The organism is Aminithiophilus ramosus, assembly GCF_018069705.1.
Classification (GTDB): domain Bacteria; phylum Synergistota; class Synergistia; order Synergistales; family Aminithiophilaceae; genus Aminithiophilus; species Aminithiophilus ramosus.
This window is the reverse complement of record NZ_CP072943.1, coordinates 379,672-404,721: the sequence shown is the minus strand read 5'-3', so window position 1 is coordinate 404,721 and position 25,050 is coordinate 379,672. Positions and strand designations below refer to the sequence as shown.

General features: G+C 65.2%; 21 protein-coding genes. 16 read left to right on the top strand and 5 right to left on the bottom strand.

Going from position 1 to position 25,050, the window contains the following annotated elements:
- Positions 1-167: 167 nt before the first annotated feature.
- Positions 168-1,181, bottom strand: coding sequence for a dihydroorotate dehydrogenase-like protein (locus tag KAR29_RS01620; protein ID WP_274373917.1), 1,014 nt, complete (start codon positions 1,179-1,181; stop codon positions 168-170).
- 297 nt (positions 1,182-1,478) lie between these two features.
- Here KAR29_RS01620 and pepF point away from each other — a divergent pair, with 297 nt between their 5' ends.
- Both pepF and KAR29_RS01610 read left to right on the top strand, forming a co-directional pair.
- Positions 1,479-3,353, top strand: a complete 1,875-nt coding sequence (gene pepF / locus KAR29_RS01615) for an oligoendopeptidase F (protein WP_274373916.1) — start codon at positions 1,479-1,481, stop codon at positions 3,351-3,353.
- Positions 3,350-3,784: an FKBP-type peptidyl-prolyl cis-trans isomerase gene (locus KAR29_RS01610; RefSeq protein ID WP_274373915.1), complete on the top strand. Its 435-nt coding sequence runs from the start codon at positions 3,350-3,352 to the stop codon at positions 3,782-3,784. The genes pepF and KAR29_RS01610 overlap by 4 nt, the downstream gene beginning before the upstream one ends.
- A 47-nt stretch (positions 3,785-3,831) precedes the next feature.
- On the opposite strand, the gene KAR29_RS01605 is transcribed toward KAR29_RS01610, so the two are convergent.
- Together KAR29_RS01605 and KAR29_RS01600 are read right to left on the bottom strand one after the other, a co-directional pair.
- Positions 3,832-4,482, bottom strand: a complete 651-nt coding sequence (locus KAR29_RS01605) for an L-fuculose-phosphate aldolase (protein WP_274373914.1) — start codon at positions 4,480-4,482, stop codon at positions 3,832-3,834.
- A gap of 169 nt (positions 4,483-4,651) precedes the next feature.
- On the bottom strand, positions 4,652-5,422 hold the full coding sequence (locus tag KAR29_RS01600; protein WP_274373913.1) for a prepilin peptidase: 771 nt from the start codon (positions 5,420-5,422) through the stop codon (positions 4,652-4,654).
- Between the two features lie 117 nt (positions 5,423-5,539).
- Here KAR29_RS01600 and KAR29_RS01595 point away from each other — a divergent pair, with 117 nt between their 5' ends.
- The 12 genes from KAR29_RS01595 (at position 5,540) to glsA (ending at position 18,790) form a co-directional block, all read left to right on the top strand.
- Positions 5,540-5,995 (top strand): universal stress protein, encoded by a 456-nt coding sequence (locus tag KAR29_RS01595; protein WP_274373912.1) that lies wholly within the window; start codon positions 5,540-5,542, stop codon positions 5,993-5,995.
- Positions 5,996-6,084: 89 nt separating this feature from the next.
- Positions 6,085-6,768 carry a polysaccharide deacetylase family protein gene (locus KAR29_RS01590; RefSeq protein WP_274373911.1) on the top strand — a complete coding sequence of 228 codons (684 nt, stop codon included), beginning with the start codon at positions 6,085-6,087 and terminating at the stop codon, positions 6,766-6,768.
- 112 nt (positions 6,769-6,880) lie between these two features.
- Positions 6,881-7,381: a QueT transporter family protein gene (locus KAR29_RS01585; protein ID WP_311135604.1), complete on the top strand. Its 501-nt coding sequence runs from the start codon at positions 6,881-6,883 to the stop codon at positions 7,379-7,381.
- The gene (locus KAR29_RS01580) at positions 7,378-10,179 is read left to right on the top strand and encodes a UPF0182 family membrane protein (protein WP_274373910.1); all 2,802 of its coding nucleotides are present in this window, start codon (positions 7,378-7,380) and stop codon (positions 10,177-10,179) included. The genes KAR29_RS01585 and KAR29_RS01580 overlap by 4 nt, the downstream gene beginning before the upstream one ends.
- Before the next feature lie 313 nt (positions 10,180-10,492).
- Positions 10,493-11,578 (top strand): M24 family metallopeptidase, encoded by a 1,086-nt coding sequence (locus KAR29_RS01575; RefSeq protein ID WP_274373909.1) that lies wholly within the window; start codon positions 10,493-10,495, stop codon positions 11,576-11,578.
- 65 nt (positions 11,579-11,643) lie between these two features.
- Positions 11,644-13,263: a peptide ABC transporter substrate-binding protein gene (locus KAR29_RS01570; RefSeq protein WP_274373908.1), complete on the top strand. Its 1,620-nt coding sequence runs from the start codon at positions 11,644-11,646 to the stop codon at positions 13,261-13,263.
- Positions 13,264-13,352: 89 nt separating this feature from the next.
- Positions 13,353-14,279, top strand: a complete 927-nt coding sequence (locus tag KAR29_RS01565; protein ID WP_274373907.1) for an ABC transporter permease — start codon at positions 13,353-13,355, stop codon at positions 14,277-14,279.
- A 5-nt stretch (positions 14,280-14,284) separates the two neighbouring features.
- A complete protein-coding gene (locus KAR29_RS01560) occupies positions 14,285-15,211 on the top strand; it encodes an ABC transporter permease (RefSeq protein ID WP_274373906.1) in 927 nt (308 codons plus the stop codon).
- A gap of 5 nt (positions 15,212-15,216) precedes the next feature.
- Positions 15,217-16,257: an ABC transporter ATP-binding protein gene (locus KAR29_RS01555; RefSeq protein WP_274373905.1), complete on the top strand. Its 1,041-nt coding sequence runs from the start codon at positions 15,217-15,219 to the stop codon at positions 16,255-16,257.
- A complete protein-coding gene (locus KAR29_RS01550; RefSeq protein WP_274373904.1) occupies positions 16,254-17,207 on the top strand; it encodes an ABC transporter ATP-binding protein in 954 nt (317 codons plus the stop codon). The genes KAR29_RS01555 and KAR29_RS01550 overlap by 4 nt, the downstream gene beginning before the upstream one ends.
- A 131-nt stretch (positions 17,208-17,338) precedes the next feature.
- Positions 17,339-17,746, top strand: a complete 408-nt coding sequence (locus tag KAR29_RS01545) for a hypothetical protein (RefSeq protein WP_274373903.1) — start codon at positions 17,339-17,341, stop codon at positions 17,744-17,746.
- 135 nt (positions 17,747-17,881) lie between these two features.
- Positions 17,882-18,790, top strand: coding sequence for a glutaminase A (gene glsA / locus KAR29_RS01540; RefSeq protein WP_274374889.1), 909 nt, complete (start codon positions 17,882-17,884; stop codon positions 18,788-18,790).
- Positions 18,791-18,988: 198 nt separating this feature from the next.
- Here glsA and KAR29_RS01535 read toward each other — a convergent pair whose 3' ends face one another.
- The gene (locus KAR29_RS01535) at positions 18,989-20,338 is read right to left on the bottom strand and encodes an HD domain-containing phosphohydrolase (protein ID WP_274373902.1); all 1,350 of its coding nucleotides are present in this window, start codon (positions 20,336-20,338) and stop codon (positions 18,989-18,991) included.
- 222 nt (positions 20,339-20,560) lie between these two features.
- On the opposite strand from KAR29_RS01535, the gene KAR29_RS01530 reads away from it, so the two are divergent.
- Positions 20,561-22,423 carry an aldehyde ferredoxin oxidoreductase family protein gene (locus tag KAR29_RS01530; RefSeq protein ID WP_274373901.1) on the top strand — a complete coding sequence of 621 codons (1,863 nt, stop codon included), beginning with the start codon at positions 20,561-20,563 and terminating at the stop codon, positions 22,421-22,423.
- A gap of 213 nt (positions 22,424-22,636) precedes the next feature.
- Here the strand turns inward: KAR29_RS01530 and KAR29_RS01525 are convergent, their stop codons facing one another.
- Entirely contained in the window at positions 22,637-23,386 is a 750-nt protein-coding gene (locus KAR29_RS01525; RefSeq protein ID WP_274373900.1) for a MetQ/NlpA family ABC transporter substrate-binding protein, read from the bottom strand.
- A gap of 413 nt (positions 23,387-23,799) precedes the next feature.
- Here KAR29_RS01525 and KAR29_RS01520 point away from each other — a divergent pair, with 413 nt between their 5' ends.
- Positions 23,800-25,050 carry a phenylacetate--CoA ligase family protein gene (locus KAR29_RS01520; protein ID WP_274373899.1) on the top strand — a complete coding sequence of 417 codons (1,251 nt, stop codon included), beginning with the start codon at positions 23,800-23,802 and terminating at the stop codon, positions 25,048-25,050.

Here is a 25,050-nt window from a genome sequence, read left to right as displayed (position 1 = left end):
AAGGAGCCGCGGCACCGGCCTTTTTTCGGAAAAGGGGGAGACCTCTTGGGCAAAGGCGCCGAGGGGAAGAAGCAGAAGCACCGCCAGGATTGCGAAAGGCCTCAATCCTCTCACCTCTTTATGACAAAGCCGCCGCACCCTCGGGCGCGGCGGCGGCGACGGCAGGGCTAAAGGAGCGGGTAGCGCTCGACGGAGGCGTCGGAGCGCATGAGGATCCGGACGTACTGGGCCCTCTCCCAGGCATGGGGATCGTCGGAGTGGCGCTTGTCGAGCCTTCCTCGGAATTCCTCGACGGAGGCGTAGCCGTGACGATCCATCCAGGAGGCGAACTCGGCCAGGACCTTCTGGCCGTAGTCGATGCCGTTGCGGTAGAAGGCCGTCACCATCTGGACGGCCCTGGCCCCGGCCAGGATCATCTTGGCCACGTCGCCCGCCGTCAGAACGGCCGTCGAGGCGACGAGATCGGCCTTGACCCGGCCGTTGGCCAGAGCGGTGAAGCGCAGGGGAAGGCGGCTCTCCTCGGCCTCGCTGAGGTCGAAGACGAAACTCGGCCTCTCCGTCTCGGCGTCGATGTCGGGCTGAAAGAAACGGTTGAAGAGGACGAAGCCCTTCGCTCCCGCCTCGGCCATGCGCCTCATGACATGGAGGGGATTGGCATAGAAGGGGCTCAGCTTGACCGAGACGGGGATGGAGAGAGCCCGGCAGACGGCGGCCACGGCCTCGACCTGTTCGTCTTCGATGGAGGCCCCGGCCTTGGACGAGTCGACGGGGGTGGAATAGAAATTCAGCTCCAGGGCGTCGATGCCCGTATCGGCCAGACGGCGGGCCCATTCGACCCAGGTCTCGGCCGTGACGGCGTTGAGGCTCGCGATAACGGGGATGGAAAGGGCCTTCCTGGCCTTGGCGACCCAGTCGAGGTGCTCCTCCGGCCCGGCGTAGGCCATGCCGGGGAAGAGGGAGATCTCCGACTGCTCGCGGGAATCGAAGCCCATGAGAAGATCTTCCAGCTTGTCGTGACCGAGGCGGATCTGCTCCTCGAAGAGGGACGCGATGACGACGGCCCCCACTCCGGAGGCCTCCAGTCCCCTGAGGGTCTCCATGTCTGCCGTGAGACGGCTGGCACCGGCGATGACGGGATTTTTGAGCTCCAGTCCGAGGTAGGTCGTTCTCAAATCGGCCATGAATCATCCTCCTCCTTTTTCGGAAAGGCACCTCTTCCGACGTCCCTTGAACGCTTGACTCCGCCATTAGGATAGCCGAAGACCCCCTTTTTGTCCACAGAAAAGACTACTTTACAAAAGTCAATTTACCGGCCTTCCGGACCGGCCCGAGAGAGTCGAGCCCCCTTCGTGAATGCGACGCCGACGTTCCGCCGAGAATCGCAGGGGTCCGTTTTTTCGACGGCGCGGGCCTCTGCCCCTATAATGAGAAGGCCATGCAGGCCGCCAGGCGGCCTGACGGAAGGGAGCTGATCTTTTTTGAGAGAGCACTTTTTCCCGGCGCCGGAAGGCGCCGGAGCGGTAACGGGCCAGGTGAGGGAGCGCTCGGCCATCGAGGAACGCCACACCTGGCGCCTCGAGGACCTTTTCGAGACCGACGAGGCCTGGGAGGCGAGCGCCTCCGGAGTGACGGACGACCTCCCCCGCCTCGAGGCCTTCAAGGGCCGCCTCGGCGAGAGCGCCGACGCCCTCCTCGAGGCCCTGACCCTACGGGACTCGGTAAGCTGCCGCGTCGGCGCCCTCCTGGCCTACGCCTTCATGAGACGGGACGAACAGACGAGCCGCACCGAGGCCCAGGCCCTGGCCGATCGGGCCACGGCCCTTTACGTCCGGACGGGAGGCGCCCTCTCCTGGATGGCTCCCGAGCTTCTGGCCCTCGACGAGGAGAGGGTCCGGACCTTTCTCGACGAGAAGAGCGATCTGGCCCTCTACCGCTTCTCCCTCGAGGAGATCTTCCGCGCCCGGCCCCACGTCCTCTCGGCCCCCGAGGAGGCCCTCATGGCCGGAATGGGCGAGATGGCCCAGACGGCCGACAACGTCTTCTCCATGCTCACCAACGCCGACATGCGCTTCCCCGTCATCAAAGACGAAAAGGGCATCGAGGTGGAACTCAGCGAGGAGCGCTACTCCCGCTTCCTGCGCTCCCAGGACCGCCGCGTCCGCCGCGAGGCCTTCGAGGGCATCCTGGGCACTTACAGAAACTTCCGCAACACCCTGGCCGCCTCCTACGGCGGCTCGGTGAAGCACGATCTTTTCGTCTCACGAGCCAGGGGCTACGGCTCCTGCCTCGAGGCCGCCCTGGACGGAAACGCCATCCCCCTCTCCGTCTACCACAGCACGGTCGAAACGGTACGGCGCCGCCTCGACGCCCTCCACCGCTACGTGGCCCTCCGCAAGGAGGTCCTGGCCGTCGACGAGCTCCACATGTACGATCTCTACGTCCCCCTCGTGGCCGACGTGGACAAGACGTACGACTACGAGGAGGCCCTCGACCTGGTCCGCCGGGGACTGAGACCCCTCGGCGACGACTACGGTGCCCTTCTCGACGAGGGCTTCCGCAACCGCTGGATCGACGTCTACGAGAACCGGGGCAAGCGCAGCGGCGCCTATTCCTGGGGGAACTACGGCGTCCACCCCTACGTGCTTCTCAACTACGGCGGGACGATCCGCGACGTCTTCACCATCGCCCACGAGATGGGCCACGCCCTTCACCGCTTCTATTCCGACCGGGACCAGCCCTACGTCTATTCGAGCCACACCATCTTCCTCGCCGAGGTGGCGTCGACGACGAACGAGGCCCTGCTGCTGCGCCACCTTCTCGACGAGGCCAAAGACGGCAGGGAACGCCTCTACCTGCTCAACTACTCTCTGGAGCAGATCAGGACGACGCTTTTCCGCCAGACCCTCTTCGCCGAGTTCGAGCTCGAAGTCCACGGCCGCGCCGAGGCGGGAGAGCCGCTGACGCCCGAATCGCTGGAGACGCTCTGGATGGAGCTGAACCGGGCCTACTACGGACCGGCCGTCGTCGATGATCTTCTGGCCGGCGAGTGGTCCCGCATTCCCCACTTCTACAACGCCTTCTACGTCTACCAGTACGCCACGGGTTACGCCTCGGCCCTCTATCTTTCGAAGAAGATCGTCGAGGAGGGCCTTCCGGCCCTCGATCGCTACCGCCGCTTCCTGAGCCGGGGCTCGTCGGCCCCTTCCATCGAGATCCTCCGCGACGCCGGCGTCGACATGACCCTATCGGCCCCCATGGAGGCAGCCATCGATATCTTCGAGGACCACCTGACGGAGATGGAAAAGCTCGTCGCCGCCGGCGAACATCGGAAAAGGGAGGGGAATGGCCGATGAAAAAGGCCTGCAAGGGAGATCGCGTCCGCGTCCATTACCGAGGCACCCTCGTCGACGGACGGGAGTTCGACAACTCCTGGGAGAGGGAGGAGCCCATCGAGTTCGTCGTCGGCGACGGCCGGATGATCGCCGGCTTCGACGGCGCCGTCGAGGGCCTCGCCGAAGGGGAGCGAAAGGGCTTCGCCCTGAGCTGCAAAGAGGCCTACGGCCCCCGCCACGACGAGATGCTCTTCTCCATTCCCCGGGAAAACTTCCCCCAGGAGCCGACGCCCGAAATCGGCCAGAATCTCCAGATGCGCTTCCCCGACGGCCAGACCGTCGAGGCCCGCATCACCTCCGTAGGCGACGCGACGATCGTCCTCGACGGCAACCATCCCCTGGCCGGAGAAGACCTCCACTTCGAGGTCGAACTGGTCGAGATCGTCCAGTAAAAAAGGGAGGGGGCGGCCGCGGCCGTCCCCTCTTCGTCGGCGCCCCCTCAGGCCTTCGGCCCGGGACCGTAGTCGCCGAAACGCTCCAGGGCGGCCGTCATCTGCTTCTCCGAGAGAAGGGGAACATCCCCCAGTGTCCGGGCCCGCCAGTAGAGCTCGGCGACGAACTCGATCTCCTCGGCGACGTTGAAGGCGCGATCCAGGCCGGCTCCGACGGCCAGCAGGCCGTGGTGGGCCATGAGGACCGCTCCGCTTCCGCCCAGGACCTCTGCCGTGAGACGGGCCAGCTCGGCCGTGCCGAAGGTGGCGTAGGGAGCGACGGCGACCTTCCTTCCGGCAAAGCCGACGAGATAGTGAACGGGGGGAATCTCGAGGCCGAGGCAGGCCAGCACGGTGGCGAAGGGGGAATGGGTGTGGACGACGGCGGCCACGTCGGGCCTCCGCCGGTAGACCTCGAGATGAAGCTCCCATTCGCTGGAGGGCCGCCCCGTCCCTTCGACGACGCGGCCCTCTTCGTCGAGAACGACGACATCGGCGGCCTCGACGGCGTAATAATCCAGCCCGCTGGGACTGATGGCCCAGAGTCTTTCGCGGCGGTCCCAGAGGCTCAGATTGCCTCCCGTCCCCCGAGTCAGCCCCGAGTCGATGAGTTTCCGCCCGTAGGCGACGATGGCTTTTCGCGCTTCTTCGAGAATCATGGCCTTTGCCCTCCCCCATTGCGGCCTCGCAGAGGCGTTCCCTCCGGAAACGAGGCGATCGCTTCGTCTTTCATGGAGCGGGCCGGCGGCGCCTTTTTCGGACCGATCGGCCCGGCCCGCCGTCGGCGACCTGGCCGGGGCTCTCCGGCCGTCCTCGTCCTGACGGTTCCTACCAGGGCCAGCCGGCGGACCACCCCCAGTACCCCAGAATAGAGGGTCCCCACAGGAGGGCCAAAAGGGCTCCGACGGCCAGGAAAGGCCCCAGCGGCAGGGCCGTCTTGCGCCCCACCTTCTTCATGGCCAGCAGGCCCAGGGCCGAGAAGCCACCGACCATGAACCCCAGGTAGAGGGCCAGAGCCGTCAGACGCCAGCCCAGGCCGACGCCGCAGCCGGCCATGAGAAAGGCGTCCCCCCACCCCATGCCGCCGCGGCTGACGACGATGATGGCGGCGATGACGAAAAAGCCCAGGAGTCCGCCCAAGGCCCCGTCGAAAAGGGAGGAAAGGCCTCCGGGACTCCTGAGGAGGACGAAGGGAAGAACGGGGAGAAGGGCGGCCAGATCGTAGATGTAGCCGCTGTGGAGGTCCGTCAGGGAATTGAGGGCCAGGGAGAGGAAGAGGGCCAGACTCAGCAGCCCCGCCCAGCCCACCCCCCAGCGCCAGGCCAGAAGCCCCGCGCCCAGGGCACAGGCCGCCTCGGCGCAGAGACAGAGCCTGGGTATCGCCTCGCCGCAGCTCCTGCACCTCCCCCCCTGGAGGAGGAAGGAGACGACAGGAATCAGCTCCGGCGGCTCGAGGACCCTCCCGCAGGAGGCGCAGCGGGAGCGCTCCCGCCCCCACCAGGAGCGTCCCTGGGCGCCTCTTTCGGCGACGACGTTGAAAAACGATCCCATCACGGCCCCCAGGACGGCAGAAAAGAGCGTGAAAAACAACGCGGGCAACCTGCGAACCTCCTTCGCCGTCGGCCTCTCATTGCCGACAATTGGCAAAATGGTACAATAAGGGCATCGGATTTCGTCCGCTTCCCGTCCGAAAGACCAGGAAAGGAGGGCAAGACAATGACCACAAAGCTCCTCGTCGCCGTCGATCTCAGCAGGCTTTCGGAAAAATTGGTGACCTACACCCGCGACCTGGCCCGCCGACTCGGGGCCGAGGTCACTTTCATCCACGTTCTGCCCCACACCTATCTCTGGAAGGGCTACGAGCCCTGGATCCCTCAGGAGCTCGACGAAGAGGTCCGTCAGATAGCCCGCAAAAAAATCGCCTACTACCTGCGCAAGGCCGAGGAAACCGACCCGCCCCTCGAAGGGGAGGCCCCCGCCCACATCGTCGTCGAAGAGGGCAACCCCGCCGACTTCGTCGTCAGAAAGGCCCGCGAGGAGGGCTTCGACCTCATCGTCGTCGCCTACCGGGGCCATTCGACGCTGGAGCGTCTCGTCGTGGGGTCGACGGCGTCGAACATCGCCCGCTACGCCCACTGCTCCGTCCTCATCTACCGCCCGAAAGGAGAGTAATCGCGCCGATCGGCCCCTTCCTTCTGGCCCAAAGAGGGATAAGGCGTTATCATCGGGTCTACTCTTACCTGAGGAGGCCCCTTTCGTCGATGAAGCACCCGCTCCTTAATCGTCTCGCCCTGCCGTCCCTCATCCTGTCTCTGTCTCTGTCGCTCTCCCTCCCGGCCTGGGGCGCCGTCTTCTCGCGCATCCCCACGGCCGATCCCCTCGTGGCCCTCACCTTCGACGACGGCCCCCATCCCGGCGTCACCGAAAGGATCCTCGACCTTCTCCGGGAAAAGGAGGTCAAGGCCACCTTCTTCGTCGTCGGCCGCATGGCCGTCAAGAGTCCCGACCTGGTTAAACGCATGGCCGACGAGGGACATACGGTGGCCAACCACACCTTTTACCATAACAACCTGACGACGCTGCCCCCGGAGAACATGGAGCTGGAGTGGAAACTCTGCAACGACGCCATCGAGGGGATCACCGGTCGCCGCCCCCGCTTCGGCCGTCCCCCGGGCGGCCAGTATAACGGAGAGGTGCTCAGGGCGACGAAAAGAAGCGGCCTGACGACGGCTCTCTGGACGATCAACACGGCCGACTACACGGGAAAGACGCCGCAGCAGATCCTCCGTCGCATCGAGAGAAACCTGCGGTGCGGCGCCGTCATCCTCCTCCACGACGGTCCCGTCGAGACCGTAGAGGCCCTGCCGGAAATCATCGACTTCATCCGCCGCAAAGGCTACCGTCTCGTCTCCCTCGACGAGGTCATTCCGCCGGAAGCGTCCTGACCCTTTCCTTCGCGACGCCATTATAGCGCAGGAAGGCTCCCGGCTGAGCCGAAGGACCACCTCCGTCGCCATGGTCCTCCGACTCGGCCGCCCAGAAAGGAGCGATCGCACCGTGCCCCACCTGAAAATCCCCGAAATAACGCCGCGCCGCCTCGTCGTCGCCGCCCTTGTGGCTTCTCTTTACGCCGTCCTCTGTCTCGCCTTCGCCCCTCTCTCCTACGGCGCCGTCCAGGTCCGCGTCGCCGAGGCCCTGACGCTTCTCCCCTTCCTCCTGCCCGAGGCCGTGGCGGGCCTCTTCGTCGGCTGTCTTCTCGCCAACCTCTTCGGCGGCATGGGCCTCGTCGACGTCGTCTTCGGCAGCCTGGCGACCCTGGCCGCCGCCCTGCTCACCTGGAAGATGCCCAACAAGTTTTTGGCGGCCCTTCCTCCCGTCGTCATCAACGGCCTCGTCGTCGGCGGCTACCTCTCCGTCCTCCTCGATCTCCCCTTCGTCTCGACGGCCCTCTACGTCGCCTTCGGTCAGGCCGTGGCCTGCTTCGGCCTCGGCCTTCCCCTCGTCCATCTTCTGGAAAGACGCCTCAGCAAAGGACTCGAAGGAGGGACCCAACCATGAAACGTTTCATCTGGAACCCCAACCGCGGCGACTGGGCACCTCAGGAGGGAGAGAACCGCCCCGGGAGGAAGGCCCTTCACGGCCTCTCCCTGGCCGCCCTCGTCATCTCGGCCTTTCTCCTTTTCGCGGGAGGACCGACTCTCGTCACCTTCCTGACGGAGCTCCTCTGGTACCACGAGGTGGGAGCCTCTCAGGCCTTCTGGATCCGCATCTGGCCCCAGGCCCTTCTCTTCCTCGTCGCCTCGGTCTTCTCCTTTCTCGCCCTCTATCTCAACTGGCGCCCCGCCCTGACCCGAACGGCCCTCCCCGACGAAATGGTCCTCTCGTCGAAGACGCAGCGGCGTCTGCTCTTCCTCGCGGCCCTGGCCTTCGCCCTCTTCCAGGGAGCGGGAGCGCGCGGCCACTGGGAGGAGGCTCTCCTCTTCCTCAACGGGACCTCCTTCTCCGTCGACGACCCCCTCTTCGGGAAAGACCTGAGCTTCTACATCTTCCGTCTTCCCTTCATCGCCTTCCTGCGCCAGTGGCTCCAGGGACTTCTGGTACTGGCCTTCGGCGGCGTCGCCCTTCTTTCCGCTCTGGGAGGAGCTTCCCGCGGGCTCCAGCTCCCCTTCCCCCTTTCCAGGACCGAAAAAAGGCACCTCTCCCTCCTCGGGGCGGCCATCGCCCTCCTCTGGGCCCTGGGCTTTCTTCTCGCCCGCTACGACCTCCTCTACTCGCCTCGGGGCGTCACCTTCGGCGCCAGCTACACCGACGTCTTCGCCGAACTGCCGGCCCTCAACATCCTGACGGGACTCACCGTCGCCCTGGCTCTGCTCATCCTCGTCGGCCTCTCCCGGAAGACGTGGAAATACGCCGGCATCGTCCTCGGCCTCTGGGCCCTGGCCAACATCGCCCTCAGAGGGGCCTATCCCGGCGTGATCCAGAAGTATGTCGTCGAACCCAACGAGTTCCAGAGGGAACGTCCCTTCATCGAGCACAACATAAAGGCCACTCTGACGGCCTACGATCTCCACGACCTCACGTCGACGGCCTTCGAGCCCAGCCTCACCGTAACGGCCCAATCCCTCGACGCCAATCCCGACACGGTCCGCAACATCCGTCTCTGGGACGAGGACACCCTCCTTCGCAGCTACCGCCAACTTCAGGAGATCCGCTCCTACTACGACTTCGGCGGCGTCGACATCGACCGCTACGACTTCGACGGCGACTACCGCCAGGTCATGCTGGCCGCCCGCGAACTCGATCTGACGCAGCTCCAGAATCCGACCTGGGTCAACCGCCATCTCGAATTCACCCACGGCTACGGCCTCGTCATGAACCCCGTCAACGAAGTGACGACGACGGGGCAGCCCGTTCTCTGGGTCCGTGACCTGCCTCCGCGCTTTTCCGTCCCCCTGACCCTCGAGAGGCCCCAGATCTACTACGGGGAGAAGGCCTCCTCCTACGCCCTGGTCCGCACGACGGTCCACGAGTTCGACTACCCCATGGGCGAGGGCAACGCCCGCACGACCTACGAGGGAAAGGGCGGCATTCCCGTCGGCTCCCTCTGGCGGCGGATTCTCTTCTCCCTCCGTCTGGGCGACTCGGAGCTCTTCTTCTCCGACGCCCTCACCAAGGACAGCCGCATTCTCATCTACCGCAACGTCCTCGAGCGGGTCCAGCGCATCGTCCCCTTCCTCATCGTCGACGGAGACCCCTACATGGCCGTCGTCGACGGCCGCCTCCTCTGGATCGTCGACGCCTACACGGCGACGGGGCGCTACCCCTATTCGGAACCCGTCAACGTCCGCATCGGTCGCTCGGCACGCTCCATCAACTACATCCGCAACAGCGTCAAAGTCACCGTCGATGCCTATGACGGCACCGTCTCCTTCTACGCCGTCGACGAGAAGGACCCCCTTCTGAGGGCCTGGAGAAAGATCTTCCCCGGCCTCATTCAGCCCGCGGAGGCCATCGGCGACGATCTCCGCGCCCATCTGCGCTATCCACGGGACCTCTTCCGCATCCAGGGCGAAATCTTCAGGACCTACCACATGGGAGACCCCAACACCTTCTACAACAAGGAGGACGTCTGGACCCCGGCCCAGGACCGTCAGGGCAAGGCCGTCGACCCCTACTACCTGATGATGCGCCTCGAGGAAACGTCGGAGTTCGCCCTCATCTCCCCCTTCCTCCCCGTGGGGCGGAACAACATGATCTCCTGGCTCGCCGCCCGATCGGATGGAGCCAACTACGGTGAACTGCTCCTCTACCGTTTCCCCAAGCAGACTCTCGTCTATGGCCCGGCCCAGATCGAGGCCCTCATCGACCAGAACCCGGAGATCTCGGCCCAACTCTCCCTCTGGAGCCAGAGGGGATCGGACGTGATCCGAGGCAACGTCCTCGTCATCCCCATCGACAGAGCCATCCTCTACGTCCAGCCCCTCTACCTCAAGTCGGAAAACAGCGATCTGCCCGAACTGAAACGGGTCATCGTCGCCTCGGGCAACGGCATCGCCTGGGCGGAGACGCTCGAGGGGGCCCTGACGGCTCTCGTCGGGAAAGGCGCGGCACCGGAAACCCCCGTGGCCTCGTCAGAAAAGGTCCTTCCTCAGGCCCCGTCCCTCTCCGGCGAGGCCTCCGCCCTGGCCCGTCAGGCCCAGGAGGCCTGGGAGGCCTCGCAGAGGGCCCTCCGGGAGGCCGACTGGGAGGGGTACGGCCGGACGATGACACGCCTCGAGGCCCTCCTTCGTAGCCTCGTGGAAGCCACGGCGGAGGAACCGGTGCAGGCGCCGGCCGCGGCCGAGCCGGAGCTCTGACGGGACCGAACCGTCACCGTCGGGACCCGCGCACCCTCCTCGACGGAAGGGGCGGTCGAATCCGGAGGCGTCTACGTCGGCCCCGCCTGAGGCCGCACCGCCGTGGTCAAGAGGCGCCACAGCCGCTGACAGGTCTGAATCGCCCCTTCTCGAAGGGCCCCCGGGTTCGGGGGCCCTTCGCATGTCTTTTTCCTTGCTCTTTCGATGGATCGGCACTTACTTAATATTTGACAAAGCTGTATCCTTATGATATTTCATAACCGTGCTCTCTCTCTGAAATATCTTATATCTGAATGCAAAAGGAGCTGGGGCTATGGAGAGGACAGACCGTCTCGCACGTCGCCTGAAAAAGAGGGCCCTTCCTGAGGGGGAAGGGCTTTTCATCTTCCGCCCGACCAATCTCCGCTATCTCTCCGGTTTCACCGGAGGCGATTCCTACGGGCTGATCACGGCGACAAAGGCCTTTCTCGTCACCGATTCGCGCTACACCGAACAGGCCTCCAGGGAATGTCCCCACTTCGAGGTGGTTCGCTGGCGCGACCCCTTTCCGCCTCTGGGAGCGACGGTGGCCTCGCTGGCCAAGCGCGAGGGGCTTCATCGCATCGCCTTCGAGGCCGATTGCCTGACCTACTCGCTCTACCGGGAGATCTCCGAGGCCCTGGGCGATCTGCCCTTCGTCCCCGCCACGGAAGGCGTCGAGGCCCTGCGCTACGTCAAGGACGACGAGGAGATCGCCGCCATAGGGAAGGCCGCCCGGATCGCCGACGGGGCCTTCGCCGCCCTCCTGCCGAAAATCGTCCCCGGCGTGACGGAGCGCGACCTGGAGCGCGAACTGGCCTATGAAATGGCCTGCCTCGGCGCCGAGGATCGGGCCTTCGATTTCATCGTCGCCTCCGGCCCCAACAGCTCCATGCCCCATGCCGTCCCCTCCGATCGGCGACTGGAGCGGGGCGATCTGATCACCTTCGATTTCGGCGCCCGCTACGACGGCTACCGTTCGGACATGACGCGGACCGTCGTCCTGGGCCGGGCCACGGCGAGACAGAAGGAGATCTACCGGATCGTCCTGGAGGCCCAGCTGGCGGGGATAGGGGCCATTCGCTCCGGCGTCGCGGCCAGAGACGTCGACAGGGCGGCCCGGCAGGTCATCGTCTCGGCAGGGCTGGGCGAGGCCTTCTCTCACGGTCTGGGGCACGGCGTCGGCCTCGACATTCACGAGGAGCCCTTCATGAGCGCCCGCTGCGACAGGACCTTGCAAAAAGGCTGCGTCGTCACCGTCGAGCCCGGCGTCTACCTGGCGGGATGGGGAGGCGTGCGGATCGAGGACACCCTCCTGGTCCGGGACGAGGGGGTGGACATCCTCACGGGAACGCCCAAAGAGCTTCTGGAACTCGCCTGAACGCATTCCCCCGTCTTCCGCCCCTTCAGACCCTTCGAGAGGGAATAACGAAAGGAGTGCCGCCAGTGAGGACTGTCTCGAGAAAGATCTTCGTCGCCCTTGTCGCCATGATCGCCCTCGCCTCCGTCGCCTCCGTCGCCCCGGCCCGGGACAGGGAATTCGCTTTTTCCGTCAAAAGCGAAGTCCCCGGAATGGATCCGCAGAAGGCCAACGCCCTCCCCTCCATGGTCATCGGCGTCCACGTCCTGGAGGGACTCGTCCGCGTCCACGACGGTAAAATCCTCCCCGCCATGGCCGAAAGCTGGGACATCTCGCCCGACGGGCTCGTCTACACCTTTCACCTCCGCGACGCCCGCTGGAGCGACGGCAAGGCCGTGACGGCCCGCGACTTCGAATACAGCTTCCGCCGCCTTCTCGATCCGGCCACGGCGGCCGAATACGCCTTCGCCGCCTACGGCATCGTCAACGGCAAGGCCTTCAACAAGGGCGACATCGCCGATCCCGGCCAGATCGGCGTCAGGGCCGTCGACGACAGGACCTTCGAGGTTCGCCTCGAAGAGCCCATGGACTATTTCCTGAGCTACCTTCAGCTCATGTGCTTCCTTCCCTCCCGTCAGGATATCGTCGAGAGGGAGAAGGAAGGCTTCGCCACGGCCGCCGACCGCATGGTCTACAACGGCCCTTTCCTGATCGGGGAGTGGAAGCACGAGCAGGTCATGGTCCTGGAGAAGAACCCCCACTATTGGAACGGCGACGCCGTCGGGCTCGATCGCGTCACCATCCATCAGATCTACGAGCAGAACACGGCCTTGAGCCTCTTCGAAAGCGGAGAACTGGACATGGTCGACATCCCGGCCAACCTCTACGGCGGGTACGCCGCGTCGGGCAAGGCCCAGGTCTCCCTGACGGGAGCCAACGACTGGATCAAGGTCAACGTCCGCCCCAATCCTGAACGCCCCTGGCTGGCCGACAGGGATTTCCGCAAGGCTCTGGCCTGGGCCATCAATCGCGACGAATACGTCAAGATCGCCACGAGAGATCTCTATCTCCCCAACCTCCGCTACGTTCTGCCCATCGTGGCCGGGGCGGAGAAGCCCTACGCCGAGGAATACCCTCTCGAGTACTACAGCAGAACGGGCGACGGGGATAGGGCCCGGGCCCACCTGAAAAAGGCCATGGAGCGTCTCGGCATCGACGATCCGAGCAAGATCTCCGTCACCTACCTGATTCAGGACGAGGAGGAGTGCCGCCGCATGGCCGAGACCCTTCAGGACCAGATCCAGAGGACCTTGGGAATCACCTTCAACGTCCAGATCGTGACGCGCAAACAGCGTTACCTCATGGAGGGGCAGGCCGACTACGACCTGGTCTATTCGGGCTGGGCGCCGGACTTCGACGATCCCCTGACCTACCTCGAGATCTGGGGCAGCGACATCAGCCACAACAACAGCGGATGGGGGAACCGGGCCTTCGACGACCTCATCGCCGCCTCGCGCCGCGAGACCGACCATCGCAGACGCCTCGACCTGCTCTTCGAGGCCGAAAAAATCCTCCTCGACGAGGCTCCCCTGATCCCCCTCCAGCTCCGCCGTCGGGCCTGGCTGACCCGTCCCGGCATCAAGGGGATCTCCCGTCCCTTCGTCGGCGCCGACCTGGACTTCCTATTCGCCACCGTCGAGGACTGACGGAGCCGGAACGGGAAACCGCCCGCGTGCCCTTCGCCCCTTCCTCGGAGGCGAAGGGCACCTCTCCAGATGAAGGGAGGGTATCTCCTTTGTCCCGCTATATCCTCAACCGGCTCCTCATCTCGTTCGTCACCGTCTGGATCCTCCTTTCCGTCGTCTTCGTCCTCGTCCGTCTTTTGCCCGGAGATCCCTTCGCCAGCGACAAGCTAACGCCCGAAATCCGGGCCAACCTCGAGGCCTACTACGGATTCGATCAGCCCCTTCACGTCCAGTACCTCCGCTATATCGCCAACCTGCTTCGAGGGGATCTGGGCTTTTCGATCAAGTACCAGAACATGCCCGTCAGCGGCATCATCGCCAATTCCTTCCCCTATTCGGCTGACCTGGGGATCCGGGCCATCCTCTTCGCCTCTCTCGTCGGGATCGCCTTGGGCGTCGTCGCCGGCCTCAACAGGGGACGCCCCCTCGAGTACATCTGCATCTTCATCGCCATCGCGGGGATCTCCCTGCCCGACTTCATCACCGGATCGCTGCTCCAGTACTTTTTCGGCCTCAAGCTGGGCTGGTTTCCCGTGGCTTTATGGCGAAGCTTCCGTCATACCGTCCTCCCCACGCTGGCCCTGAGCTTCTACACCCTGGCCCTGGTCTCGCGCATCATGAGAACGAGCATGCTCGAAGTCACGGGACAGGACTATATCCGCACGGCCCGGGCCAAGGGGCTTTCGACGTTCAAAATCGTCTGGCGCCATCAGATCCGCAACGCCATCCTTCCCGTCGTCACCGTTCTGGGACCGGTGACGGCGGCCATCCTGACGGGCACCTTCGTCATCGAGTCGATCTACGCCATTCCGGGGATGGGCAAATTTTACGTTCTGGGCGTCCAGAATCTCGACTACACCGTGATCCTGGGCCTGACGGCCTTTTACGGCGTCTTTCTCATCGCCGCCAACTTCATCGTCGATATCCTCTACGGCTTCATCGACCCCCGGATCGCCCTCGCCGAAAGGAGACGCTGACTACGATGAACTCCGAATGCCAACGGCTCTCGCCCGACCTTTTCGAGCCCGCCTCGGCCCCACCGGACGAGCGGGAGGCCATCAGCCGCCCGAGCCTGACCTTCTGGCAGGACGCCTGGCGGAAGCTGCGCAAGAACCGCGTCGCCACGGCATCGATGGCCGTCATCGTCGCCTGCATCCTGCTGGCCGCCGTCGGCCCCCTCCTCGTCCCCTACAGCTATTCCGCCACCGACGCCTCGGCCATCGACGCGCCGCCCGACGGGAGTCACTGGTTCGGCACCGATCCCCTGGGAAGGGACCTCTGGGCCCGCACCTGGATGGGCGCCCGCGTCTCCCTGCTGATCGGCTTCGCCGCGGCTCTCATCAACACCTGCATCGGCGTCGTCATCGGCGGCATCGCCGGTTACGTCGGAGGCAAGGTCGACATGATCGTCATGCGGATCATCGACGTCCTCTACGCCATCCCCTACATGATCGTCGCCATTCTCCTCATGGTCGTCCTCAAGCCGGGCATGACCTCCATCGTCGTGGCCATGGTCCTCATCGGGTGGATCAAGTCGGCCCGTCTCGTCAGGGGGCAGGTCCTCTCCCTGAAGAGTCAGGAGTACGTCCTGGCGGCCCGCAAGCTGGGCGCCTCCGATTTCCGGATCATCTTCCGCCACATGATCCCCAACACGCTGGGGCTGATCATCACGGACCTCACCATGGCCGTTCCCTACGCCATCTTCGCCGAGGCCTTCCTGAGCTACATCGGCCTGGGCATCCAGCCGCCCCAGTCGAGTTGGGGACTGCTGGCCCGCTACGGCGCCCAGAACTTCCGCGTCGCTCCTTTCCAGCTCTTCATCCCCGCCGTCGTCATCAGCGTCACCATGCTCTCCCTCAACCTCTTCGGCGACGGCCTGCGCGACGCCCTGGACCCGAAACTCCGGTGACGGCCGTGACTCCCTCCAGTACAGACAAGGCGACGGGACGGCATCTTCTGGAAGTCCGCAACCTCCGCGTCTCCTTCGACACCTACGGCGGCACCGTCCAGGCCGTCCGCGACGTTTCCTTCCACCTCGACGAGGGCGAATGTCTGGCCATCGTCGGCGAGTCGGGCTGCGGCAAAAGCGTGACGGCCATGGCCCTGCTGAAGCTGATCGCCACGCCGCCGGGAAAGATGACGGGGTCGATCCTCTTCAGAGGCGACGAGCTCGTCGGCCGCTCCGAGAAGGCCATGAACCGCATCAGGGGACGGGAGATCGGCATGATCTTTCAGGACCCCATGACCTCTCTCAACCCGACGATGTCCATCGGAAGACAGATCGAGGAGGTCATCGCAGAGCACGACGCCCTTCCCCGCGGGGAGCGCCGCAGGCGCGCCCTCGACGTACTCGGCCTCGTCGGCATCCCCGAGGCCGAGCGCCGCTACGGCCAGTACCCCCACGCCTTCTCGGGCGGGATGCGCCAGCGCGTCCTCATCGCCATGGCCATCGCCTGTCGCCCGGCCCTCCTCATCGCCGACGAGCCGACGACGGCCCTCGACGTGACCATTCAGGCCCAGATTCTCGACATCATCGGCGCCCTTCAGAAAGAGCTCGCCATGACGCTCCTCCTCATCACCCACGATCTCGGCGTCGTCGCAAAAATGGCCGACAGGATCGCCGTCTTCTACGCCGGACAGATCGTCGAAAGGGGGAGCTCCGAGGCCCTCTTCCGCCGCCCGGCCCACCCCTACACGCAAGCCCTGCTCGCCTCGATCCCGCGGATCGACGCTACCCGGGCCGATCGGCTCTCCTCCATCGAGGGGACGCCGCCCGATCTCTTCCGGCCCCCTCTCGGCTGCGCCTTTTTCCCGCGCTGCACCCGGGCCATGAAGGTCTGTGCCACCATGCCCCCTCCTTCCTTCTCCGTCGGAGAGGACCAGCAGGCCTCCTGCTGGCTTCACGCCATGGTCGGGGGAAACGTCGGAGCCGCAGAGAGGGTGACGGGACGATGAAGGAAATTCTTCTTCAGGCGCAGGAACTGCGAAAGCATTTTTCCCTCCCCGGCCTGGGAACGCTCAAAGCCGTCGACGGCATCGACGTGAGCCTGAGACGCGGGGAGACGCTCGGCCTCGTCGGCGAGTCGGGCTGCGGCAAGTCGACGGCGGGAAGGACCCTCGTAGGGCTCTACGAGCCCACGTCGGGAACGGTCCGCTTCCGGGGAGAAGACACGGCGACCCTGTCGGGAGCCGACCGGAAGGCCTTCATCCGCTCGGCCCAGATGATCTTCCAGGACCCCTACGCCTCTCTCGATCCTCGGATGACCGTCGGCGATATCGTCGCCGAGGGACTCGACATCCACGGACTCTGCCGGGGCAAAGCCCGGACGGAGCGCGTCTACGACCTCCTCGCCCTGGTGGGGTTGGGCAAGAGCCACGCCGACCGCTACGCCCACGAGTTTTCCGGAGGCCAACGCCAGCGCATCGGAATCGCCCGGGCGCTGGCCGTCGACCCCGCCCTCCTCGTCTGCGACGAGCCGATCTCGGCGCTGGACGTCTCCATTCAGGCTCAGGTCATCAATCTTCTCGTCGACCTTCAGGAACGTCTCGACCTGGCCTACCTTTTCATCTCCCACGATCTCGGCATGGTGCGCTACATCTCAGACCGCGTCGCCGTCATGTACCTGGGCAAAATCGTCGAGACAGGGCCCAGCGAATCCCTCTACGCCGAGCCCCTTCATCCCTACACACAGGCTCTTCTCTCGGCGATTCCCCTGCCCGACCCCGACAGGGAGCGCCATCGCCGCCGCATCGTCCTCGAGGGCGACGTGCCGAGCCCCATCGACCCTCCCGCCGGATGCCCCTTCTTCGGCCGCTGCCCCCGCGCCTCCGGCGACTGCGCCTCGGAGTGCCCTCCTCTGAGCGACACGGGAGGAGGGCACTCCGTCGCCTGCCATCGCGTCTGAACGCGAGTCCGATGGGGAAGTAGGCCATTTGCCGGAGGCCGAAGGGGAAGTTTGCGGCTACAATGGATTCGATCGAGGCGATGCGTCGAAGTATCCAGATTCTCTTCGAGGCTACAAAGGAGGTACTGCCTTTGAATCGACGGATCCTGCTCTTTCTCACCCTTCTTGCCCTGACACTGGCCGATCCCACTTCGGCCGCCCTGGCCGCGAAGGCAAGCGGCGCCCTGGCGGAAGAAAAGACCTTCGGCGCCGGCAGCGACGACGAACGGCCCCTTCTGCGCGATCTTTCCCGCGAGGAAGAGGGACTGATGGCCGCCACCGTGGAGGCCGACGACTTCGGAGACGACCTGACGCGCGACTGGTCACCCCAGTCTCGCGAGATGCGCCGCAAGGCTCTGGAGCTTCGCCGCGTCGAGAACCGGATCAAGGGCGCCCTCAGCCAGGGCCCTCTCGCCGGCGCCTCGAGCATCAGGCAGCTTGTGGAACGCAAAAGCGCCGTCGAGGCGGTCCTTTCCGCCGAAGTTCGACGCCGCTCCTGAGAGAAGTCCCTCCGGGGGAAGGACCCTCTGGGTCCTTCCCCCCTTTTGTGTCTATAATGGCCTGCGGGTAACGACACTCGGCAGACGGGAAAGACGCGCCTGTCGACTCGGAGGGAGGCCTTTTTCTTGGACGAAATGCTCGCCGCCATCGTCGCGAACGCCCGGCCCCGCCACAGCGAGGGCAGGGTCGCGACCTACATCCCCGAACTGGGCAAGGCCCGGCCGGACGCCCTGGGCGTCGCCAGCGTCACCGTCGAGGGCGAAGTCTACGGCGCCGGAGACAGGGACTACCCCTTCTCCATCCAGTCCATCTCCAAGTTGATCTCCCTCGCCCTGGCCCTGACCGAGCTGGGCGAGGAGACCGTCTTCTCCCGCGTCGGCGTCGACCCCACGCCCGACCCCTTCAACTCCATCATGCGCCTCGAGATGGACCGCGTGCACCGTCCCTACAACCCCCTCGTCAACGCCGGCGCCATCGCCGTCATCTCCCTCCTCCCCTACGGGCGGAGCGAGGAGCGGACGGCCGCCATCCTCGACCTGGCCCGGAGGCTGACGGGCAACGACGCGCTCTCCGTCAACGAAGAGATCTACCGCTCGGAGCGGACCACCAGCGACCGCAACCGCGCCTTGGCCTACTTCATGCGCAGCACCGACGTCCTGAGCGGCGACGTCGAGGACGTCCTCGACAGCTACTTCCGCCAGTGCAGCATCGAGGCCAACGTCGGCGACCTCGCCGTCATGGGCGCCACCCTGGCTGCGGGAGGGATCAATCCCGCATCGGGAGAGCGGGTCCTCACGAGCCGGGTCTGCCGCGTCGTCCGGGCCCTCATGGCCACCTGCGGCATGTACGACGGCTCGGGCGAGTTCGCCATCCGCGTCGGCATCCCCGCCAAAAGCGGCGTCGGCGGCGGCATCCTGGCCGTCGTCCCCCGAAGGATGGGCATCGCCGTCTGCGGCCCCGCCCTCGACGGAAAAGGCAACTCCATCTGCGGCATGCAGGTCCTGGAGGAACTCTCGAGAGAACTGCGCCTGAGAGTCCTCTGACCAGGAACGGGAAAAGGGGGGAGCGTGAGGCCTAGGCCTCACGCTCCCCCCTTTTTCCGCATGTCGGCAGCTTTCCGGCCTCTCCGCCGCTCGCGCTCAGAGGTCGGGCAAACGGAAGTTTTTTTCGCGGAAAAGCAGAAGACAGGCATCGACGACATTCTCGTCGAAGAGCGATCCCCGATGGTCTTCGATCTCCCTCTACGCCGCCTCGATGCCCCAGGCGGGACGATAGGGACGGTGGGAGGCCATGGCCTCGACGACGTCGGCGACGGCGATGATCCGTGCCGCCGGGAGGATGGCCTCGCCCCGAAGTCCCTGGGGATAGCCCGACCCGTCGAGGCGTTCGTGGTGCTGGCCGACGATCTCGGCCGGCGGCCAGGGGATATCGATCCCCTGGAGGAGGTCATAGCCGGCCCTGGAGTGCTCCTGGACCAGGAGCCTCTCCCGACTCGTGAGGGGACCCGGCTTGCCGAGGTAGTCGGAGGGGACGGCGATCTTGCCGATGTCGTGGACCAACCCGGCGAGATAGACGGCCTTCACCTCCTCCTCGGACCAGCCCATCCCGCGGGCCACAGCCGCGGCCAGAGCGGCCACGCGGCGCTGATGGCCGACCTCGTAGGGATCGCGCAGTTCCGACATGGCCGCCATGGCCTTGATCGTCTGCTCCCAGGCTCCCTCCAGCACCTTGAGCGAACGCTCCAGCTCACGGCTTTTCTCGACGAGGGCCTCTTCGGCCCGAAGCTTTTCCGTGACGTCGAAGATGATGGAATGGATGAGGGTCCGCCCCCCGATGGGGATGGGCCCCGCGTAGGCGTGGACCATGCGCACCTCTCCCGAGGCGAGGAGGTGGGGAAAGAGGAAGAAGGTCTGGGCCTTCTCCCTGGACCGGTCGAGGGCGTCCCTAACGGGGCCGGAACCGAGCTGATTGATCTGGGAGATCTTCATCTGCCGAAAGACCTCCCGGGAATAGCCGTAGAATTCCAGCGCGGCGTCATTGCCGTCGACGATGGAGCCGTCATCGGGGTCGATGAGGAGCATGACGACCTGGCTCTTCTCGAAGATGGCCCGGTAGCGTGCCTCTTCCGCCTCCAGCTTCATGCGGAGGCGGACCTGTTCCGTCACGTCCAGCAGGGTGCCCAGAATGCGGAGAATCTTTCCGCCTTCTTCCCGTTCGATGCGGGTACGGACCTGGAAGTGTCGCGTCCTGCCGTCGGCACAGAGGAAACGGGCCTCGTAGCTGTAGCCGTCTCCCTCGGCCAGGGCCCGTTCCTTGATCGCGATGACGCGGCTCCGATCGTCGCGGTGAAGACAATCGGCATAGCGGGCATAACTGATCCGTTCGGCCCTATCGAAGCCGAAAAGCTCGCGGAGACTGTCGGAGTAGCGGAAGCGCCCCGAGGGCAGGTCGAGGAGACAACTTCCCAGACGGGCCGCCCTCTGAGCCTCTTCCAGAAGGTCCAGGCTCGCCGACCGGAAGGGCTGACCGGCCTCGTCCCAAAGGAGCCGCCCTTCGGCGGACCTGTCGATGAAAAAAAGAGGATCAAACATCATCGCAATCACCTCCAGGCCCCCAGAAAGGAGGACAACGGCATCGATAAAAATCATTTCTTATTTGCAAGAATGACAGGTAGAGACGTCAAAAGCAACCGATCCGCGGAAAAGCCGTTGCGGGCTTGAATGTCTTTCCTGGTCCTATTAAGATGGAATTGACAAAATAGCATGCATGGGTGGCGTCATCGGCAGGACACTTCAGAACTGGGGGGATCCAATATGGGTGGTTCTTTCGGAACGGCTCTGATGGTCGACGTGACGGAAAGAACGGCAGAGGCATCCCAGCTGCCGGGAGAGTGGTACCGCGACTACCTGGGCGGCGAGGGCATCGGCGCGCGCCTGCTCTACGACCTCGTCGACCCCGACGAGGAGCCTCTTTCGCCGCTCCAGCCTCTCATTTTCACGGCAGGTCCGCTGACGGGGACGGCAGCCCCGGCAAGCGGTCGCTGTGTCCTTGTCTTCCGTTCCCCTTTGACGGGAACGTTGGGGGCGGCCAACGCGGGCGGCCATTTCGCCCCGGCTCTCAAGCGGGCCGGCTACGACGTCCTTGTCGTCTCCGGCAGATCGGAAGTCCCTCTCGTCCTCGTCGTCGACGGCGAAGGCGTCGATTTCATCGAAGTTCCCGACATCTGGGGCAAGGGCGTCGTCGAAACGGAGACACTCATCCGGTCTAGGCTGGAAGGGACGGGATGGCAGATCGCCTCCATCGGTCCGGCCGGAGAGAAGGGCGTCCTTTTCTCCTCGATCATGACGGACCGCCATCGCGCCTTCGGACGCGGCGGGGCGGGAGCCCTCATGGGGAGCAAGAACCTCAAGGCCATCGCCGTCAGAGGCGCCGAGGAGATGCCTCTGGCCGATCCCGATGGCCTGAGGGAGGGAGCACGAAAGGCCCGGGAGGAACTTTTCAACGAGGCTTTCGTCCGCGACGAGATGAAACCTTTCGGCACGCCCTCCTTCTACGACGCCATGAGCGGCCTGGGCATTCTGCCCACGAAGAACTGGCAGCGCGACAGTTATCCCGAGTCGATCGGAACCCTGGGGTACAGGGCTTACCACGAGACGCTTGAGGTCCGGCCCTACGCCTGTTTCGGCTGCCCCATCGCCTGCGGCCGCCACACGACGATCAAAAGCGGTCCCTGGGCCGGCATGGAGGGCGGCGGTCCCGAGTACGAGACGGTGGCGGCCTTCGGCAGCAAATGCCTCGTGACGGACCTCGAAGCCGTCGCCGCCGCCAACCACATCGCCAACGACCTGGGCCTCGACGTCATCTCCACGGGACAGGTCATCGCGACGGCCATGGAGTGGGTCGACCGGTCCATCCTCTCCGAGGAACGGCTCCAAGGCCTTCCTCTGGCCTTCGGCAACGGAGAGGCCGTCGTCCGTCTCGTCGGGATGATCGGCCGTCGCGAGGGGCTGGGCGACCTCCTCGCCCAGGGAAGCCTGCGGGCCGCTCGGGAACTGGGCCCCGAGGCCCTCGACGCCGTCATGACCGTCAAGGGGATGGAAATGGCGGCCGACGGCGTTCGCGCCAGCAAAGGCGAGGTCCTGAGCCACGTCATCTCCCCTCGCGGCGCCGACCATCTCCGCCCCTACGCCCCGACCATCGATGCCTTCGGCTACAGGGAAAACGAGTTGGACATCACCACCGACGCCGTCATCTCCTTCGGGGAAGACGGCAACAAGGGGTGGGTCAGGCCCCTCATGGCGAACGCCATGATCCCCAACCTTCTCGGCGTCTGCCTCTTCACCAACATCACCCTCGCCGTCAGGCCCTCGACCTGGGCCGAACTCTTCTCCTGCGCTCTGGGACGCCCCGTCGACAAGGACGAACTCCTTCTGGCCGCCGAACGGGTCATCAATCTGGAGCGGCTTCTCAACGCCTCTTTCGGCTTCGGCCGGGCCGACGACCGGCTCCCCGACCGATTCCTCAAGGAACCCGGCGTCGACGGTCCCGGCGCGGGACAGGTCGTCGATCTCGACGCCGCCCTGGACAGCTTCTACGAGGCCATGGGCTGGGATCTCGACGAGGGATTGCCGACCAAGGAGACGCTGATCCGCCTGGGGCTGGACTGGACCCTTTAGGAGCCCGTCGGATCTTTCCGGAAAAAACGATCGAGCCCGACCGACAGGACTAAAAGGCTGGCTTCAAGATCCAAAAACTTCTTTCGGATGGCGCGAAAGGACCGGGATCAGCCGTTGCCAGGCCGAGTCGGACGGAGTCCGGGGACTGGACTGACACGACGCGCCATGAGGGAGGAGGGGGCTACCCCTCCTCCCTCATGGCGCAGGCGAATCTCAGAAGACAGGCGTCACGGCCCCTCCGTAGGCCAGGGCCATGAAGTCCCGGGCCTTCGCGCTTCGGAGGGCCGAGACGAGAAGGGCGATCTCCCGTCTGCCGGCATCGTCGCGACGGACGACGACGACGTTGTGAAACAAGGGTTCGACACGCTCCTCGAAAAGGCTCTCTCGGGCCGGATCGAGTCCCGCCTCCAGGGCGTAGTTGCAGTTGGCCACGACCAAGGCCGCGTCGGCGAGACGTCCCATCACCCGATCGGCCGCGTCGGCCTGAAAACGGAGCTTGCGGGGGTTATCGGCCACATCGAAGGGACCGGCCTCCAGGCTCACGTTGGGCAGAAGGCGGATCAGCCCCGCATCCTCGAGCAGATGAAAAGCCCGTCCCCGGTTGACGCTGTCGGAGGGGTGGACGACGAGGGCGCCGGCGGGAAGCTCGCCGAGGCTCCTGTACCTGGAGGAATAAAGCCCCATCCGCTCGAAATGGACGGACCCGACGGGCACAAGGTCGGTCCCGTAGTCGCGGTTGTAGCCGTCCAGGTAGAGCCTGTTCTGAAAGTAGTTGGCGTCGAGACGTCCCTGGACGAGGTCCCTGTTGGGGCCGACGTAGTCCTCGTAGAGGACGATCTCGACATCGATTCCCTGCGAGGCCAGGTCGGGGGCCACGAACTTCAGCAGCTCCCCGTGGGGAACGGGGCTGACCCCCACCCGGAGGACGAGAGCCTCGGCGGCGGGGGCGAAAAGCAAAAGCACCAACAAGGCAAAAAAGGACCTTCCTGTCACGGCCATCACCGCTTTCCCTGTCCCCTCGGGCAAAAGCCCTCCGAGATGCCCCTGAAGACATACGACACCTCAAGTGTATCCACTTTTCCCGACCTCGACAAGGGCAACGTCCCCCGGCTCTTGACAGACGATGGCGATCGGGGTAGGATGTGCCAAATTTGCACATTTGGGAGCGCTTTCCGTGAGCCGAGCCGAGAGAGGTACGCAGAACAGAATCGATCAGCAGGGCCGGTGGTGGTGGTTTAGGGACCGCCGCTAGGGTTCTGCTTCATGCAGGCCCCGGCGGTGGGACGTCCACGCCGGGGCCCTTTCATCCCCTCAAGGGGGAGAGGCCCGCAGCCTCTCCCCCTTCTTTTGTCGAGCCGAGCCGAGGAGGAAAAACGATGACCACAGGACTTTTGGAGCACCTCGCGACGGGAACCCCCTCTCTCCTGAATCGCCTGCACCGAAGCCTCAACCAGGCGATGCGAAGCCCGGCCTACCGGGAAAAGCTGGGACTGAGCCGCGCCGATGAGGTGACGAACCTCGACCGCTTCGCCGAACTTCCCTTCCTGACCAAGGAGGACCTGCGCCGCCACAGCCCCTTCGGCCTCTGCTGCGCCGACGAGCAGGAAATCGTCCGCGTCCACAGCACATCGGGAACGACGGGAGATCCCGTCGTCATCCCCTACACGGCCCGCGACGTGGAGACCTTCGCCGCGCTTATGGCCCGGGCCCTGTCCATGGCCGGCATGACGGACGGAGACAGGGCGATGGTGACGCCAGGCTACGGCCTCTGGACGGCCGGCATCGGCTTCCAGACCGGGGTGGAGCGCCTCGGTGCCTGCGCCATCCCCACGGGCCCCATCGCCATGGAGATGCAGATGGCCTTCCTCAGGAAGATGAACCCCTCCTACCTGATCGGAACGGCCTCCATGGCCCTCCTTCTGGGCGAGACGATCCGCCGCGAGGGGCTGACGCCGTCGCTGAAGGGAGCCATCCTCGGCGCCGAGCAGTGGGGCGACGGACGGAGAGCCGTCATCGAGCGCCTTCTCGGAGCCAAGACCTTCGACATCTACGGCATGACCGAGACCTACGGACCGGGCATCGCCATCGAGTGTGCCTGCCAGGAGGGACTCCACTACTGGGACGACCTTTTCTACTTCGAGGTGATCGATCCCGCCACGGGAACGGTCCTTCCCGAGGGAGAGACGGGCGAGCTGGTCATAACGACGCTCGTCAAGGAGGGCCTTCCCCTCATCCGCTACAGGACCCGAGATCTGGCCGCCATCCTGCCCGGGACGTGCCGTTGCGGCTCACCCTACCCGCGAATCTCCCGGATCCTGGGCCGGTCCGACGACATGATCACCTACAGAGGCGTCAACCTCTTCCCCTCGTCCGTGGAAAAGCTCGTCGCCGAGACGCCGGGCCTGGGCAGCGAGTTCCGCATCGTCCTCACCACCGAAGAGGGCAAGGACTGCCTCGACCTGGAGGTGGAACGTTCCTGCGACGGCGGCGACGAACCGGCGAAGGATCTGGCCCGCAAGATGAAGATGACTCTCTCGGCCCTGCCCCGCGTCCGCCTTCTGCCGCCGGGCGGCCTGGGAAGGGAGATGAAAAAGACGCGCCGCGTCTTCGACAACCGCAGCCGATAG